Source organism: Rhodoferax antarcticus ANT.BR, assembly GCF_001938565.1.
Taxonomy (GTDB): Bacteria; Pseudomonadota; Gammaproteobacteria; order Burkholderiales; family Burkholderiaceae_C; genus Rhodoferax; species Rhodoferax antarcticus.
The window spans coordinates 417,832-434,000 of sequence record NZ_MSYM01000013.1 but is presented as its reverse complement, the minus strand read 5'-3'; the positions used below and the strand labels follow the sequence as shown (position 1 = coordinate 434,000).

The 16,169-nt window shown below is 53.0% G+C and carries 14 protein-coding genes; 12 read left to right on the top strand and 2 right to left on the bottom strand.

What is annotated here, in order from left to right:
* Position 1: 1 nt before the first annotated feature.
* Positions 2-1,384 (bottom strand): transcriptional regulator PpsR, encoded by a 1,383-nt coding sequence (gene ppsR, locus BLL52_RS10780; RefSeq protein ID WP_241839124.1) that lies wholly within the window; start codon positions 1,382-1,384, stop codon positions 2-4.
* A gap of 94 nt (positions 1,385-1,478) precedes the next feature.
* A complete protein-coding gene (locus tag BLL52_RS10775) occupies positions 1,479-1,919 on the bottom strand; it encodes a hypothetical protein (RefSeq protein ID WP_075586662.1) in 441 nt (146 codons plus the stop codon).
* A 250-nt stretch (positions 1,920-2,169) separates the two neighbouring features.
* Here BLL52_RS10775 and bchF point away from each other — a divergent pair, with 250 nt between their 5' ends.
* The 12 genes from bchF to puhE are packed head-to-tail and all read left to right on the top strand — an operon-like array spanning position 2,170 to position 16,169.
* Complete coding sequence (bchF, locus tag BLL52_RS10770; RefSeq protein WP_075586661.1) at positions 2,170-2,700, top strand: 2-vinyl bacteriochlorophyllide hydratase; 531 nt, start codon at positions 2,170-2,172, stop codon at positions 2,698-2,700.
* A complete protein-coding gene (locus BLL52_RS10765; RefSeq protein WP_075586660.1) occupies positions 2,697-3,983 on the top strand; it encodes a ferredoxin:protochlorophyllide reductase (ATP-dependent) subunit N in 1,287 nt (428 codons plus the stop codon). The genes bchF and BLL52_RS10765 overlap by 4 nt, the downstream gene beginning before the upstream one ends.
* 11 nt (positions 3,984-3,994) lie before the next feature.
* Positions 3,995-5,569, top strand: a complete 1,575-nt coding sequence (gene bchB / locus BLL52_RS10760; RefSeq protein ID WP_075586659.1) for a ferredoxin:protochlorophyllide reductase (ATP-dependent) subunit B — start codon at positions 3,995-3,997, stop codon at positions 5,567-5,569.
* Positions 5,541-9,362, top strand: coding sequence for a magnesium chelatase subunit H (locus tag BLL52_RS10755; RefSeq protein ID WP_075586658.1), 3,822 nt, complete (start codon positions 5,541-5,543; stop codon positions 9,360-9,362). Before bchB ends, BLL52_RS10755 begins: the two co-directional genes overlap by 29 nt.
* Positions 9,359-10,273 carry a ferredoxin:protochlorophyllide reductase (ATP-dependent) iron-sulfur ATP-binding protein gene (gene bchL / locus BLL52_RS10750; protein WP_075586657.1) on the top strand — a complete coding sequence of 305 codons (915 nt, stop codon included), beginning with the start codon at positions 9,359-9,361 and terminating at the stop codon, positions 10,271-10,273. The genes BLL52_RS10755 and bchL overlap by 4 nt, the downstream gene beginning before the upstream one ends.
* Before the next feature lie 8 nt (positions 10,274-10,281).
* Positions 10,282-10,980: a magnesium protoporphyrin IX methyltransferase gene (bchM, locus tag BLL52_RS10745; RefSeq protein ID WP_075586656.1), complete on the top strand. Its 699-nt coding sequence runs from the start codon at positions 10,282-10,284 to the stop codon at positions 10,978-10,980.
* Positions 10,977-12,404: a PucC family protein gene (locus BLL52_RS10740; RefSeq protein WP_241839123.1), complete on the top strand. Its 1,428-nt coding sequence runs from the start codon at positions 10,977-10,979 to the stop codon at positions 12,402-12,404. Before bchM ends, BLL52_RS10740 begins: the two co-directional genes overlap by 4 nt.
* Before the next feature lie 20 nt (positions 12,405-12,424).
* On the top strand, positions 12,425-13,186 hold the full coding sequence (puhA, locus tag BLL52_RS10735) for a photosynthetic reaction center subunit H (RefSeq protein ID WP_075586654.1): 762 nt from the start codon (positions 12,425-12,427) through the stop codon (positions 13,184-13,186).
* Positions 13,183-13,845 carry a photosynthetic complex putative assembly protein PuhB gene (puhB, locus tag BLL52_RS10730; protein WP_075586653.1) on the top strand — a complete coding sequence of 221 codons (663 nt, stop codon included), beginning with the start codon at positions 13,183-13,185 and terminating at the stop codon, positions 13,843-13,845. Before puhA ends, puhB begins: the two co-directional genes overlap by 4 nt.
* A complete protein-coding gene (gene puhC, locus BLL52_RS10725) occupies positions 13,842-14,288 on the top strand; it encodes a photosynthetic complex assembly protein PuhC (protein WP_075586652.1) in 447 nt (148 codons plus the stop codon). Before puhB ends, puhC begins: the two co-directional genes overlap by 4 nt.
* Positions 14,289-14,307: 19 nt before the next feature.
* Positions 14,308-15,387, top strand: a complete 1,080-nt coding sequence (acsF, locus tag BLL52_RS10720; protein WP_075586651.1) for a magnesium-protoporphyrin IX monomethyl ester (oxidative) cyclase — start codon at positions 14,308-14,310, stop codon at positions 15,385-15,387.
* A complete protein-coding gene (gene puhE, locus BLL52_RS10715) occupies positions 15,381-16,169 on the top strand; it encodes a putative photosynthetic complex assembly protein PuhE (RefSeq protein WP_075586650.1) in 789 nt (262 codons plus the stop codon). The genes acsF and puhE overlap by 7 nt, the downstream gene beginning before the upstream one ends.

Below are 16,169 nucleotides of genomic sequence, written 5' to 3'. Positions count from 1 at the left end.
ATCAGTGAATGCTGCTGACTTCCATGTCACTGACCATTTCGAACCGCCGAAGCTTGACATAGAGACTTTGCCGGGACAAACCGAGCATCTCGGCAGCGGACGCCCGATTGTTTCGGGTCATTTCCAGTGCAGACTGAATACACATCTTTTCAATCATGTCAACCGTTTCACCCACAATGTCACGCATCGGCATGCGGCCCACCAGTTTGGAGAGTTCTGCCACCGAATTCACCATGCCGCCGACAACGGGCGTCTCTTTTACCCGGGCGAGTTCAACGTCGCGAATGTAGAAAGCATAGTAGGCTTGATCGGTGTTCAGCGTGAGTGCCGAAATCTCCACCGCAATCGTCGATCCCGCCATCACCCTGAGTTCCGTCGAGAAATCCTTGACAACGGTTTGTGCGCGCAAATTGGTCAGCAACACGCCCCAGTCAACGCCTCCACGGACCAGCCAATTCTCAAGAGGTTGACCGTGCAACTGCGACATGGCGGTGACGCCCAGCATGGTCATCATTTCGGCATTGGCAGACTTGATAACGCCAGCCCTATCTGTGAGCACAAACCCGTCAGGAGAATGCTCCATCGCCTCACTGAAAAGCAATTCTTGATTCGCTGCTGATGTGGGCTTAGCCACCAGGCCGTGCGGCAGCAGACGAAGCAGAAAATGCGGGCCACTCTCCTGCCTGAACACGGATGCCGATACGGTGCAGTCGCCGCTAGCACCGACAAATCTGGCACAGCACGTCTCCACACGACCGGTAGCGTGGGCCATACGCAACAGAGATTGAATCTCATCCCTGTATGCGGGTTCGAAACAGTCTGTGATGTCGCGACCAATGAGCTTTTTATTGCTGTCCTTCACGAACACCTGGGCACTGGAATTCGCATCTAGCACCCGGAAACTTAAGCCATCAACCAGCAAAACGGCTTCGCTGCCGGTTTCAAACAGAATGCGGTACTTGGTTTCGATGTGACGCAAACGCAAATAGTCTCGCTCGATCGATTGCTGCGTCTCTATCAGCCTTCTTTGCAATACTGCGATCGCTTCCATATCACTACCCAGCGCCAGAAACCTGCCACCATCACCCAAGCGCAACACTGCGTATTGAACGGGTACATCAGCACCTTTATCTATGGCGTGACTAACCTGACGCCAGCGCAAGCCCTCATTGTCATCTTGTGATGCAGCAAGCATTTCCTTAACTTTGATATGGCTGTCGCTGGTCACGGTGTCAACCCAGGAACGTCCCACCCAAGACTGGCAACCTAAAGCCAGTAACTCCGCTTTACGGACCGAAACATCTTCAATCACACCATCCTTGTCAAGAACGAACGCAATATCGAATGCCGCACGGACCAAACGTGTAAAAGCATCTTCGGTCAAGTTACCTAGCTTCATGTGGGCGCGTCAAAGTGGGTTGATGTCGTCGGTTCGATATTTTTTCAGCTTAGGGTGTTCCGTTGACAGACTGCAACTCTTAAACATGTTGAAACACGAAGAGCGGTGGGTACCAGGAATAACCACACAGCAAATCAGCACCCTGAGTGACCAATACAACGATGGCAAAGCTATGTCGCGGCTTGGGTGTCGCAAAGAAGATGACTCGGTAATCGTTGCTCTTATAAGCGGTTTGTCGCATGAATTGCAGGCTGAATTGGTAGAGAATCTGCTGCAAACAATGGATTTCGAACGTTACTTCGGTCAAGTCGATCTGGTTAGAAGACCACTGCTTTCCCAAAACACGGCCGACGCACACCAATTCATCTAGATAGATTTCACCTAGCGGTAAGCCTTCGCCCGGCAAACCCTGCACCTGCCCTAATCCTAGTGCTTGCCGGCACCAGCAGGACTGAGCAAAAGCTTCAACTCTCGTAAAGTCAAAAACACTAAGGCCTAAGCTAGCCTGAATTGAAGACATAATTTCCTGCTGAAACCGATCCGCTCCAAAATCAATTTGACCGCACCCGTGGACATGCGTGAGGTAAGAGATTCCATGCAACCTTGCTCGCAACTGTGGATCTGCAAGTTTTAACTGCTACCTGCAATTCATTCTACTGGTAAACCCAATCAATGTAAAAAAATAAAGAACGTCAAGTTATGTTGACACTTTCGCTGTCAGGAGCTACAGTGAATGTCTGAAGTTCCCCTCACTTGCTCCACTTGTTCACATGACCCATTCAGTTTCAAGCCCCAGCATGCTGTACACCCCTGAGCAGAAACGCCGTCGGGACGAGTCCGTATGGACATTGGTGCAAGGCGTGCTGGCTCCTGTTCAATTTTTGATTTTTCTCATCAGTCTTGGCCTGGTCATTCGCTGCCTGGTCACTGGAGAAGGTGAATCTGCGGCGCTGATCTCGGTGGTGGTCAAAACTTTGACCTTGTACGCCATCATGGTGACTGGTTGCATTTGGGAAAAAGTAGTGTTTGGTAAGTACCTGTTTGCACCGGCTTTTTACTGGGAAGACGTTTTCAGCATGTTGGTACTTGCGTTGCACACCACCTACTTATATGTATGGTGGACCGGCACGCTCCAGCCAACGCAGCAACTTTGGCTGGCCATTGCTGCGTATGCCGCTTATTGCATCAACGCTGGGCAATTCGTACTCAAGCTGCGCGCTGCGCGGCTACAAGCTCAAAGCATGTCATTGGACAACGCCGAAAAAACTCGGCTTCACGTGCAACCAGGAGGTGCTGCATGAGCACCATGATTCCTATTCAAAACGCAGAAGCGCTCGGCTGCACGAATACACCCGTGCTATCTGAAAAAGGACAGCGGGAAGTCTTTTGTGGCCTGACAGGCATCATCTGGCTCCACCGCAAAATTCAGGATGCGTTCTTTCTAGTGGTGGGCTCCAGAACCTGTGCACATTTGATTCAGTCAGCAGCGGGCGTGATGATATTTGCCGAGCCACGCTTCGGCACCGCGATCATCGACGAGCGCGATCTGGCGGGTATTGCCGATGCAAACGATGAACTCGATCGGGTCGTGTCCGAATTGTTGGCCCGCCGTCAGGACATCAAGTTGCTTTTTTTGGTTGGTTCTTGCCCCTCAGAAGTGATCAAGCTTGATCTGACTCGAGCGGCAGAAAGACTGGGTCGACAGCACATGCCACAAACGCGGGTTCTCAGCTATTCGGGAAGTGGCATTGAAACCACTTTCACTGAAGGCGAGGACGCTTGCCTGGCCGCGCTGGTTCCCACGCTTGCGACTCGAAGCATTCGCGGCAAGCACCTGCTGATTGTTGGCACATTGGCCGATGTCGTGGAAGATCAATTGGGCGCACTACTTCGCAAAATGGGCATCGAACAATTCGATTTCTTCCCCCCTCGCAAAAGCACAGCGCTACCCGCCATAGGCCCCGAAACTGTGTGCATGCTGGCTCAGCCTTTTTTGGCAGATACCGCCAAGCAACTGGAAGCCAAAGGCATCAAGCGCCTCAGTGCGCCTTTTCCGCTAGGCGCAGAGGGCACCACCCAATGGCTACAAGTCGCCGCCCAAGCGTTTGGCATTGATGCGCAGCATTTTGAAAACGCTACCCGCGCGCCAAGACAGCGTGCAGAGCAATCAGTGGCGCGACACCGGGTTCAACTGGAAGGCAAAAGCATCACCTTCCTCCCTGACTCACAGCTTGAAATTCCGCTTGCACGGTTCGTTTACCAAGAACTGCATATGAAACTACTGGAGGTAGGGACGCCTTACCTTCACCGCCAAATCATGGCGCCAGAACTTGAACAGTTGCCGAGCAGCACGCGCTTGAGCGAAGGTCAATCACTTGAACTGCAATTGGACCGGTGTGACGCTGATCAGCCCGACTTGATTGTCTGTGGGCTGGGGTTGGCCAATCCTCTAGAGGCACGAGGCTTTACCACCAAATGGTCGATTGAACTGGTGTTCACGCCGATTCAAGGGTACGAACAGGCAGGCGACTTGGCTGGCCTGTTCAGCCGGCCCTTGCTTCGCAAACTCAAACTTGTTGCCTAGACATCACGCACATGCAACTTACCCTCTGGACTTACGAAGGCCCACCTCACGTGGGCGCAATGCGTGTGGCGACGGCCATGACGGATATTCACTATGTGCTGCATGCGCCGCAAGGCGATACGTATGCGGATCTGTTATTCACCATGATTGAGCGCTTGCCCAGGCGGCCGCCGGTGACCTACACCACTTTTCAGGCCAGGGATCTGGGTGGTGACACAGCGCAGCTGTTCAAAGACGCCGTGGCAAGTGCTTTTGATCGATTTAAGCCACGGGCAGTCTTGGTTGGGTCCTCTTGCACGGCCGAGCTCATTCAGGATGATCCCGGTGGGCTTGCCCTGGCGCTGGGTTTGCCAGTGCCGGTGATTCCCCTGGAGTTGCCTGCCTACCAGCGTAAAGAAAACTGGGGCGCTTCAGAGACTTTTTACCAACTCGCCAGGCATTTGGTGAAGCCACCAGACAAGAGCGCGGCCGCAACACCGCACAAGCCCTGCTGCAATATTTTGGGCCCTACCGCACTTGGTTTCAGACACCGAGACGACGTGCGCGAAATCTCTCAGCTCTTGCAGGCATTAGGCGTAGAAGTTGCAGTGACAGCGCCTTGGGCTGCGTCGGTAGAGGATCTTCAGAATTTGGCCCGTGCCGACTTCAACGTTGTCCTGTATCCGGAAGTGGCACACACCACTGCACTCTGGTTGGAGCGTCAATTCAATCAGCCCTACACCCGAGTGATGCCCATTGGGGTCAGCGCGACGCGTGAATTCATCCAAGAAGTTGCCACCTTGGCCGGTGTGGAGATTCCCCCTGACCTCGAAAAGAACGCCCGCTCGGTGTGGTTCTCCAGATCAGTTGACTCAACTTACCTAACTGGCAAACGTGTGTTTTTGTTTGGAGATGCGTCGCATGTCGTTGCTGCAGCCCGGTTTGCCACGGAAGAAATGGGGTTTGAAGTTGTTGGCATGGGCACGTACAGCCGGGAGTTTGCACGTGAAGTCAGGGATGCAGCCAAGAAGTACAACGTTGAGCCGCTGATCACCGATGACTATTTGTTGGTGGAAGAGCAAATCAAGAACCTTCACCCTGAGTTGATTTTGGGCACTCAGATGGAGCGCCATATTGCCAAAAGACAGGGAATCCCTTGTGCGGTGATCTCTGCACCTGTGCATATCCAAGACTATCCGGCGCGTTACGCGCCTCAGATGGGTTTCGAGGGTGCCAATGTTTTATTCGACACATGGGTGCACCCGCTGATGATGGGGCTGGAAGAGCATTTGCTGGGCATGTTCCGGGAAGATTTTGAGTTTCATGATGGTGTAGCCCCATCGCACCTGGGCTCGGTTCGTGCTCAACCAACAGAAGCACCACCGCCTCAAAAATCGGTAAGTGATCAAATTCTGGTCCCGAGCACAGCGGTTGCACCAATAACTGCGACCGCCTGGAGCACAGATGCTGAGAAAGAGCTTGGAAAAATACCGTTCTTTGTACGCGGTAAAGCACGCAGAAATACGGAGCGTTTCGCTATGGAACATGGCCTGAGTACCATTACGGTGGAGACACTATATGACGCAAAAGCACACTACAGCCGTTGAGCGAACTATGTCGCAGACACCCATGAAAGTGGTCTTGCTGACCATGGACAACCATCTGGCAAGTGCGGCAGAGCGATCGTCCAAGGCATTACGGAAAAGCATCCCTGGATTGAGTTTCCGTATACACAGCGCAGCCGCTTGGAGGGATAGCTCTGACGCATTGGCGAGCAGCATATCGGATGTTGGCAGCGCGGATTTGGTCATCGTCTCCATGTTGTTCATGGAAGACCATTTTTTACCTGTACTGGACGCACTTAAAGCACGGCGCGACCACTGCGACGCCATGGTTTGCATCATGTCTGCGCCACCGGTGATGCAATTGACCCGCATGGGGAAATTCACCATGGGAGGTCAATCAGGCGGCCTGGTTGGTTTGCTCAAAAAATTGCGCCCCACGCCCAAGGAAGGTTTGAAGAAAGAAGAGTCCAGCAGCGATGCTGGAGCCAAACAGATGGCCATGCTCAGACGGCTGCCAAAGTTACTTAGATTCATCCCAGGCACAGCCCAAGACCTGCGAATTTTTTTCCTGACCATGCGCTACTGGCTAGCTGGTTCTGAGCAAAACGTGAACAACATGGTTCAGATGCTCATCAAGCGCTACGCTCATGGGCCACGCCAGGGTCTGCGCGACCTTGTGAACCCGCAAGATCCGGTGGAATACCCCGACACTGGTGTTTACCACCCGCGGATGAAATACCAGCTTTCCGACAAACTGAGTGATTTACCAGCGGCATCCAAGCAGCAACCTACCGTCGGTTTGTTGCTATTGCGCTCTTATGTTCTGGCAGGAAACGCGGCGCATTACGACGCCGTGATCAGCACCCTTGAAACTAGGGGCCTGCGCGTGATACCAGCCTATGCGAGTGGCCTTGACGCACGACCAGCCATCGAGCAGTTCTTCAAATCAGGTGGCAAGGTCAACATTGATGCATTGGTTTCCCTGACTGGGTTTTCTTTGGTTGGAGGCCCTGCTTACAACGATGCCAAAGCAGCTGAATCTGTGCTGGCCAGCCTAGATGTACCCTATCTGGCCGCCCACCCCTTGGAGTTTCAGTCTTTGGACCAATGGGGCGGATCCAACCGGGGACTGCTGCCGGTGGAAAGTACCATCATGGTCGCCATCCCTGAACTTGACGGCTCCACAGTTCCCATGATTTATGGCGGCCGTCCGGGCGCGGAGGGCGCTGTTTGTGCCGGCTGCGTTCGCCTGTGCAAATTCACCGCCGAGAACAAAACGGAAGATATGTATGCCTGCGTTGAGCGAGTGGAGAAACTCGCCGACCGAGTTTCAAAGTTGGTCGCCTTGCGCCGTACCAAACGCGAGAGTCGCAAACTGGCCATTATTTTGTTTAACTTCCCGCCTAATGGCGGTGCTGTTGGTACCGCCGCGTTTTTATCGGTCTTTGAGTCTTTGTTTAATACACTGACTTCTCTTTCAAAGCAGGGTTATCGGGTGGAAGTTCCTGCCAGCGTCGATGCCTTGCGTGATGCTTTGTTAAAAGGCAACGCGAGCCAGTATGGAACAGACGCCAATGTACATGCGTTGATTCCCACAGAGCAGCATGTCAGGCAAGAGACATGGTTGAATGAAATAGAAGCGCAATGGGGCCCCGCTCCGGGCAAGCACTTGACCAACGGACAGAATATCTTCGTGCTTGGTGCGCAGTTTGGTGAAGTTCTGGTTGCCTTGCAGCCCGGTTTCGGGTACGAGGGTGATCCGATGCGCTTGCTATTTGAGTCTGGGTCAGCACCAACACATGCCTTCAGCGCGTTTTACCGTTACCTGAAACAAGATTTCAATGCAGATTGTGTTTTGCACTTTGGCACGCACGGTGCACTGGAGTTCATGCCGGGCAAACAGGCGGGTATGTCTGGCAATTGTTGGCCAGAGCGGCTGATTGGCGCTCTACCCAACGTTTATCTTTACGCTGCAAATAACCCCTCTGAAGGTGTTTTGGCGAAACGTCGTGCTGCAGCAACCTTGGTCAGCTACCTGACTCCTACCCTTGCTCAGGCGGGCCTCTACAAGGGCTTGGTTGAACTTAAACAGTCATTAGAACGTTGGCGGGCTATTGAGCCTGGTGCCGATAAAGAACGGCCAGAGCTTGCATTGATGCTGCATGAGCAGGCTGCCGCCATGGACCTAAGCGTGCCTGAACTAACCCCCGAACTTGTAGAAGCTCAGGCCGTTGGGGGAAATATCGCTTGGATCAACACCTTGCAAGCGCAAATTCTGGAATTGGAATACGCGCTTATCCCCGAAGGCTTGCATGTGATTGGCAGAAAGCCAACCCGCGATCAACGCCTGTCAACGCTCAACGCGTTGGCGCAGGCCATGGGCATTGAAAATCCGGCGCTGCTCGAAAGCTTGGTGGATGGGGCCTCAGAAAAGGCATTGATGCCGCTGTCCACAGATTTGAACCCTGCCCAGCTTGAGTCTCTCAAGCAATTGGTCATGACGAACTATCTTCTGGGGCAAGACAGTGAAATTGAAGGTTTGCTCAAGGCGCTGGATGGCCGCTACATTGCACCCGCACCAGGTGGCGACTTGTTGAGAAACCCCAATATTTTGCCCACAGGACGCAATATTCACGGCATCGATCCCTTTCATATTCCGTCTGCTTTCGCCGTAAAAGACGCACAGAAGCAGAGTGACAAGCTGATTGCCCGTTACGTTCATGACGATGGTGTGCTACCTGAAACCGTCGCGATGGTGCTGTGGGGTACCGACAACCTGAAGTCTGAGGGTGGTCCGCTGGCACAGGCGTTGGCATTGATGGGTGCAGTTCCACGGTTCGATACCTATGGTCGACTCGCTGGCGCTGCGTTGTTGTCACTTGAAGACCTTGGGCGACCACGGATCGACGTGGTCATTACCCTTTCTGGGATTTTCCGCGATCTGCTCCCCATGCAGATCAGACTTCTGGCCGAGGCATCTTTCATGGCTGCCTCCGCTGACGAGCCAGAATCACAGAACTACATACGTAAGCATGCGCTAGCCTTCATGGCGGAGAATGGATGCGATATGGACGCTGCCTCTTTGCGCGTTTTTGGCAATGCTGAAGGTGCCTACGGCTCAAACGTCAATTTGCTTGTTGACAGTAGTGTTTGGCAGGACGAAGACGAATTGGGAAACTGCTTTACGCAACGAAAAGGCTTTGCGTATGGTCGGGAAGGTCGCCCAGTTCGTAACAACGCCGTGCTGCAAAGCGCCTTGGCCAGCGTATCGCTCACCTATCAAAATCTGGACTCGGTTGAATTGGGAGTCACCAGCATCGATACCTACTTTGACACCCTGGGTGGTGTGAGTCGAGCTGTTCTGCAAGCTAAACACAAAGTTGAAGGTAGTCAAGCCAGTGCACCGCCGGTGTATATCGGTGACCAGACCCAAGGAGAGGGTGTCGTTCGATCCCTGACCGAACAGGTGTCGCTGGAAACCCGAACCCGGATGTTGAATCCCAAGTGGCATGAGAGCATGCTGCAGCATGGTTACGAGGGCGTTCGGCAAATCGAAGTCCACCTGACAAATACTATGGGTTGGTCTGCTACCACTGGACAAGTTCAGCCATGGGTCTACCAGCAATTGGCTCAAACTTTTATTCTCGACCCTGAGATGAGAGAGCGACTTGCTCAGCTCAACCCGGTAGCGTCTACCAAGTTCGCCAACCGGCTGCTTGAAGCATCACGCCGTCAGTACTGGCAACCCAGTACTGAAACCTTGGACGCGCTGCGACTGGCTGGCGAAGAGTTAGAAGATCGGCTTGAAGGTGTTTATGAAGGAGTTCCCGCATGAATGAAACCGCGTCAATACCGGTGTCCTCAATAAGGCATGGTGGACGTCCGCCTGACGGCGAGGGGAGTATGCAGGTGCAACTCGACCCTTCCCTGAAAATTGGAACCGCAAAAGTATTTGCCGTTTATGGGAAAGGTGGAATCGGCAAGAGCACCACCTCATCCAACCTGTCGGTGGCCTTCAGCAAGATGGGCAAGCGGGTTCTTCAGATTGGTTGCGACCCCAAGCATGATTCAACGTTTACTTTGACCAAAAAGCTGATGCCGACGGTCATAGATGCGTTGGAGGCTGTTAATTTTCACGCTGAAGAGTTGCGCGTCGAAGACTTCGTATACCGGGGGTACAGTGGTGTAATGTGTGTTGAGGCTGGCGGGCCTCCCGCTGGTACAGGTTGCGGCGGTTACGTCGTCGGTCAAACTGTCAAGTTACTCAAAGAGCACCACCTTCTGGAGGAAACAGATGTCGTGATTTTTGATGTGTTGGGCGACGTGGTCTGCGGTGGATTTGCTGCACCGCTGCAACACGCAGACCGCGCACTGATCGTCACAGCCAATGATTTTGATTCCATATTTGCCATGAACCGCATTGTTCAGGCTATTGGCGCGAAAGCCAAGAATTACAAGGTGCGACTCGGAGGTGTTATAGCCAACCGCAGTGATGCAACTGACCAGATTGACAAGTTCAACGCGGTTGTCGGGCTAAAAACCATGGCACATTTTCCAAATCTGGACGAGATCCGCCGTAGCCGACTAAAAAAATCGACGCTGTTTGAAATGGAAGCCACACCAGCGGTAAAAGCGGTGCAAGATGAGTACATGCGCTTGGCCGCTAGCCTGTGGATTGGCTCTGATCCGCTGCCGGCCATACCCATGAAAGATCGAGATATTTTTGACCTGCTGGGTTTCGACTGAAGACACCCATGAACGAAAACACTTACCAAGAGCGGCGCGGTCAGATCGAAACCTATTTCGATAGAACGGCTGTCTCTGCCTGGGAAAAGTTGACATCCGACGCACCGCTTGGCCGCGTCAGGACCACAGTTCGTGCAGGCCGGGACAACATGCGAAACACGCTGCTGTCCTGGCTTCCTCAAGACATGCACGGGTTGCGTTTGCTGGACGCTGGGTGTGGCACTGGCGCTCTGTCCGTCGAAGCGGCACGCCGAGGAGCAGAAGTGGTTGCGATCGACCTGTCGCCCACTTTGGTAGATTTGGCGCGGAGTCGCCTGGCACCAGAGGTCGCCAGCAAAATCGACTTTCGTAGTGGTGACATGTTGGATCCGGAGCTTGGGCGTTTCGACCACGTGGTGGCCATGGACTCGATCATTCACTACCAAACCGACGACGCTGTCAGCGCGCTGTCCAAGCTGGCTGAGCGCACGTCTACCTCTATACTTTTCACGTTCGCACCGCGCACGCCACTGCTGTCGCTCATGATATCTATTGGTCGCATTTTCCCCAGGGGTGACCGTGCGCCTTGGCTGGAACCCATGGCCGAGGAAAAGATCTCTGCCCTCATGAAAACGCACGCTACGCTGACGCCATGGTCTTCAGCACGCACACAGCGTATTTCGAGCGGTTTTTACCAATCACAGGCTATGGAGTGGGTGAAATCGTGAGAGCCAACACCTTCAAAAGCCTGGCCAAGCGCATTCCTGCGCAATGGTTGCCTTTTGCGGATGTCGCCAGCGCAGGTCTTCCCCTGCCCCGCCTTCTTCGTCTTTCGTTGTTCAAAGTCACGATGGGCGTCACCACGGCTTTATTGATCGGCACCCTCAACCGGGTCATGATCGTTGAACTGGGTGTGGCCGCTTCTTTGGTTTCTTTGATGCTCGCGCTTCCTCTCTTGGTCGCGCCCTTTCGGGCCATCACTGGTTACCAATCAGACACACACCTGTCAGCTTTTGGATGGAAGAGAGTGCCCTTCATGTGGGGCGGCACCTTGATGCAGTTTCTTGGCTTGGCGTTTATGCCCTTTGCACTGCTTGCGCTTTCTGGCCAAGGTGAGATTCCACTGCCGTGGTGGGTTTCCCAAGGCGTGGCCGCTATGGCATTCCTGATGGTCGGCGCAGGTTTACAAACTTCACAAACTGCAGGTTTGGCTCTGGCCACAGATTTGGCCAGCGAAGAAACTCGCCCCCGCGTGGTGGCCATGATGTACATCATGCTATTACTGGGAGCGGTCGCTGGCAGCTTAGTTTTTAGTTTTGTACTGGCCGATTTCAGCCCCAATCGCTTGGTTCAGGTGATCCAGGGAACCGCCGTGTTCGTTTTGTTTGTCAACGCTTTTGCCCTTTGGAAACAAGAAGGCAGAAACCCACAACGCGCTGCTGACAGAAAAAAAGTCATCACCCCTTCCTTCAAAGAGGTCTGGATAGCATTCATTAATAAGCCCAACGCAAGGCGATTTCTGTGGACCACCGGACTGGGAACCATGGCTTTCAATATGCAAGACATCATTCTTGAACCGTACGGTGGTGAAATTTTGCATTTGAGTGTGGGTGCTACGAGCGCTCTTACTGCCATGCTGGCCGGTGGCGGTTTAGTCGGTTTCTTGCTTGCAGGCCGCCAACTGGCGCGTGGTGTAGATCCGCTTTTGATTGCTGCGTTTGGTCTGATGCTGGGCTTACCCTCTTTCTCTGCCGTTATTTTCTCTGCACCGTTGGAAGCAGGATGGCTGTTCCGGATGGGCGCCATGGGCATTGGTTTTGGCGGTGGCCTATTCGCTGTTGGGACCCTGTTTGCGGCTATGCGCATGGAAAGTGGAGGCTACGTGGGACTGGCACTAGGGGCTTGGGGAGCAGTGCAGTCTATGGCTGCTGGCCTCTCCATGTTTTTTGGTGGTGCTTTGCGCGACCTTGTTACACAATGGACAGCTAATGGTTGGATGGGGAGTGCCTTTGCGGTGCCGTCCACAAGCTACAGTGTTGTTTATCACGTTGAGATGTTTTTATTGTTCGTCACACTGGTTGCTATAGGGCCGTTGGTCAAGTATGCGAAGCACAGTACAGATTCTTGTCAGATCGTTTCGGTCACCCAATAATTTTTTTGAAGGAGTTAGCCATGGAATTCGGTGGTTTTACAAAATCTTTCGACGTTGCACAGCTTGTGCTTTACGTTTTCTGGGCTTTTTTTGCTGGGGTGATTTATTACCTTCAGCGTGAACAGCACCGCGAGGGTTACCCTATGGACCCGGGCCGACCCAATGGACCTATCACGACGGGATGGCCTCTGGTACAACCCAAAACTTACAAGATGCGTCATGGGCCCGACATGGTGGCGCCCGATCCGCAGCGTCCGGACGGCGAGTATTCTTTTGAACCGACGAGCCGCTGGAATAGCGGCACCATTGTCCCCAAAGGCGATCCGCTCTTGGCAGGCGTCGGACCTGGTGGGTGGGCTATGCGTGCTGATGAACCTGACCTGACCTATGAAGGTACGGCCAAGATTGTTCCGCTGCGGGTAGCCAAAGAATATAACGTTGCCAAGCAAAACGTTGATCCGCGGGGTATGCAAGTGCTTTGTGCAGACAAAGAGAGCGCGGGTGAAGTTTGCGATATGTGGGTGGATCAATCGGAATCCATCTTCCGCTACATTGAGGTGGCGCTGAAGGACACGGGCACCCGGATCTTGATCCCAATGAACTTTGCTCGGATCAACAAAAAGGGCGTTCATGTCAACGCCCTGATGTCGCATCAGTTCGCCAATGTGCCTAAAACACGTAACCCAGAACAAATCACGCTGCTTGAAGAAGAGAAGATCATGGGTTATTTCGGAGCCGGTCTGCTATACGCGCATCCCAGCCGATCGGAACCGCTCTTGTGAAGGCAACCCATGAGCACGAGTTCGAGGCAGCACCTGGACTGCCCGAACTCTTGCCCTCGGACGAAAAAATATTGTGGCAAGGTGCACCTAGCTGGTCTATCCTGGCTATACAGGCTTTCCATCTGCGAAAAATAGGCATCTATTTCTTATGCTTGATTGCGCTGGAATGGATTTTCTTGGTCAACGACGGCGTAACCAGCAGTGAGATCTTCACTGCTTTGGTCAAAAGCTCGCTGATAGCCGCATTGGCGCTCAGCATGCTGGGTGCAGTGGTCTGGTTTTCAACCAAAACCACGATGTACACCATTACGGACAAGCGTGTGATCATGCGTATAGGCATTGTTTTGACGCTAACCTTTAACTTGCCGCATCAGCGCATTGCAAGTGCATCTATTAAAAACTACAAGGGCGGCTCTGGAGACCTTGCTCTTAGCCTATACCCCACTGATCGCATTGCCTGGCTGCACCTGTGGCCGCATGCAAGACCTTGGAAAGTGGGGCAACCAGAGCCCGCACTGCGGTGCATCGCACAAGTTGACAAGGTGAGCAGCATTTTGTTATCCGCATGGCAGCAGGTGAACCAGTTCGATAAAAGGCAACGTGAAGCCGCTTATGAACCTCGCGAAACTCAAGCAGAACAACAAGGTCAACCCGCATGATTGAAGCCAAGGCGCCCAAAATTAAACGCCCGCCGATCAACAAGCCCATCAGCGTCTTGATCGGCTTTTTAATCTTGGTCTTAGCGTTGGTGGCGTTCGCCCGGTTTCAAGGGCTAGGTTGGACAGTCCCTGACGCGCCCGTGCTTTGGGAGCGGGCACTGGTTTTTGTCGATACGCCTGAGGGCAATATTTCGGCACGAGACTTTTCTGATAGCAAAGAAGTAGCGGTTTTCAAGGGTGAACAAGGCTTTTTACGTGGAACTCTTCGTGCGTTGGCGCGTGAGCGAAGGGTGCGCGGCATAGGTTCAGAGGCTCCTTTTGTGGTGCTTGCCCGCACGGATGGCAGGCTCACTCTGACAGACCCCAGTACATCGCAACGAATAGACCTCGAATCCTTTGGACCGACCAATTCAGCTATATTTCGGCAGTTCAAAAAAAAGTAAGCAATCCTGGGCACACACTATGAACACAGTCGTACAAACCATCGAGACAGCAAAAGACGCCAATAAAAAAGCTGTGCAGAGCAGCATGCTCAGCCCCAGGTTTTACACCACTGATTTCGCTGCGATCGATCGCATTAACATTGAACCGCTACGCCAAGAGTGGGACATCATGATGCGCGAGTATGAAGGTGACAACAATCACGACCACTTCCAGCGTGATGCTGCTTTTGCTGAAGAGTTCGCGCGGACCATGCCGCTTTTATCCAAAGAGATGCGCCAGGAATTCATCGACTTCTTGGTGAGTTCCCTGACTTCCGAGTACTCAGGTTGCATCCTTTACAACGAAATACGCAAGAACATCACTAATCCGGATCTGAAGCAACTGATGACCTATATGGCGCGAGATGAATCGCGTCACGCCGGTTTTATCAATCAGTCATTGCGTGATTTTGATCTTGGCATTGATCTGGGAAACTTGAAGCGGGAAAAGGCCTACACCTTCTTCAAACCCAAATACATTTTGTACGCGACTTATCTATCAGAAAAAATTGGCTACGCTCGCTACATCACCATTTACCGTCAGCTTGAACGCCACCCAGAAAAACGATTTCACCCAATCTTCCGGTGGTTTGAGCGCTGGTGTAACGACGAATTCCGTCATGGCGAATCATTTGCTCTGATCATGCGCGCTAACCCACATCTGTTGCGCGGCCCCAACTTGCTGTGGGTACGATTTTTCCTGCTCGCTGTGTATGCAACCATGTTCGTGCGTGACCATACGCGCCCCATGCTTCACGAGGCCATGGGCCTGGACTCGGCGTCTTATGACTTTGAGGTCTTCCGAATCACCACACAAATCACCAAGCAAGTCTTTCCTATCGCCTTGGATACTGATAACCCCAAATTTCGGGTAGGTTTGGAAAAGCTTTTTGAGATTTCCAAGAATATTGATCTTTCTAAAAAGCAAGGGGGCGTCGCAGGGAAACTCAAACAAGCTTGGCACGTGTCGAATGCCGCATTGGTATTTGGTCGGCTCTACCTTCTTCCCGTCAAAAGGCAGCAATTGACCACCAACGTTCGCATGGAACCTGCGTGGTAAGTGAGACCCTGCTGGCTTGTGCTTACGCTGCGATGTGCTGGTGGGTTGGCACAGGGGTCATCCTTTGGCTGGATCGGCTCCCTCCAAAAACCTTCAAGTGGAGTTTGACCGGCTGGACTGTTCTGCTCTTGCTGAGTTTTTGGGGCATCTACGAGAGCATGCAAGAGGTCAGTGTCGCCAACGCCTATCTCGGTTTTGGTAGCGTGATCGTGATGTGGGGATGGCACGAACTCACTTTCCTCACGGGCTGGATAACAGGGCCAAGAAAGGTTGCACAGCGCCCTGGTACAACGGGCTGGGCACGATTCAAGCAGTCATTGGATGTCATCCTGTACCACGAAGTCGCCTTGCTTATCAATCTTGCTTTGTTGTGGTTAATCCAAAGTGACCATCCCAACCATCTCGCTTTGTGCACATTCTCAGTGCTATGGTTTATGCGCGTCAGCGGCAAGCTCAACCTGTATTTCGGTGTTCCCCAAAACGGCGCGCAATACCTGCCGAGTCACCTTAGCTACCTTGGAAGTTATTTCCCCACCCGAAGCGTGACCACCTGGTTTGTTTTCTCATTCACGTCTGCTATGGCCGTGTGGCTTTGGATACTTACCCAGACCCAATTAGGGCTGATTGAAGCCACGACTGGCTGGGTCCTCTTGGCCAGTCTGCTTGGGCTGGGTATTTTGGAACACGCCATGATGGTTCTGCCCTGGCCCCTGGAGCGGCTTTGGGGCTGGGCGCTCAGCCCAAAACGCAATCCGATGCTCGATAAACCGGGCTTGGATTGA

Bases quoted from the DNA above. Each gene is read 5' to 3' on its own strand.
- acsF (WP_075586651.1), top strand. From the start codon at position 14,308: ATGAACACAGTCGTACAAACCATCGAGACAGCAAAAGACGCCAATAAA.
- puhC (WP_075586652.1), top strand. From the start codon at position 13,842: ATGATTGAAGCCAAGGCGCCCAAAATTAAACGCCCGCCGATCAACAAG.
- BLL52_RS10755 (WP_075586658.1), top strand. From the start codon at position 5,541: ATGACGCAAAAGCACACTACAGCCGTTGAGCGAACTATGTCGCAGACA.
- BLL52_RS10775 (WP_075586662.1), bottom strand. From the start codon at position 1,919: ATGTCTTCAATTCAGGCTAGCTTAGGCCTTAGTGTTTTTGACTTTACG.
- bchF (WP_075586661.1), top strand. From the start codon at position 2,170: ATGACCCATTCAGTTTCAAGCCCCAGCATGCTGTACACCCCTGAGCAG.
- bchL (WP_075586657.1), top strand. From the start codon at position 9,359: ATGAATGAAACCGCGTCAATACCGGTGTCCTCAATAAGGCATGGTGGA.
- puhA (WP_075586654.1), top strand. From the start codon at position 12,425: ATGGAATTCGGTGGTTTTACAAAATCTTTCGACGTTGCACAGCTTGTG.
- bchM (WP_075586656.1), top strand. From the start codon at position 10,282: ATGAACGAAAACACTTACCAAGAGCGGCGCGGTCAGATCGAAACCTAT.
- bchB (WP_075586659.1), top strand. From the start codon at position 3,995: ATGCAACTTACCCTCTGGACTTACGAAGGCCCACCTCACGTGGGCGCA.
- BLL52_RS10765 (WP_075586660.1), top strand. From the start codon at position 2,697: ATGAGCACCATGATTCCTATTCAAAACGCAGAAGCGCTCGGCTGCACG.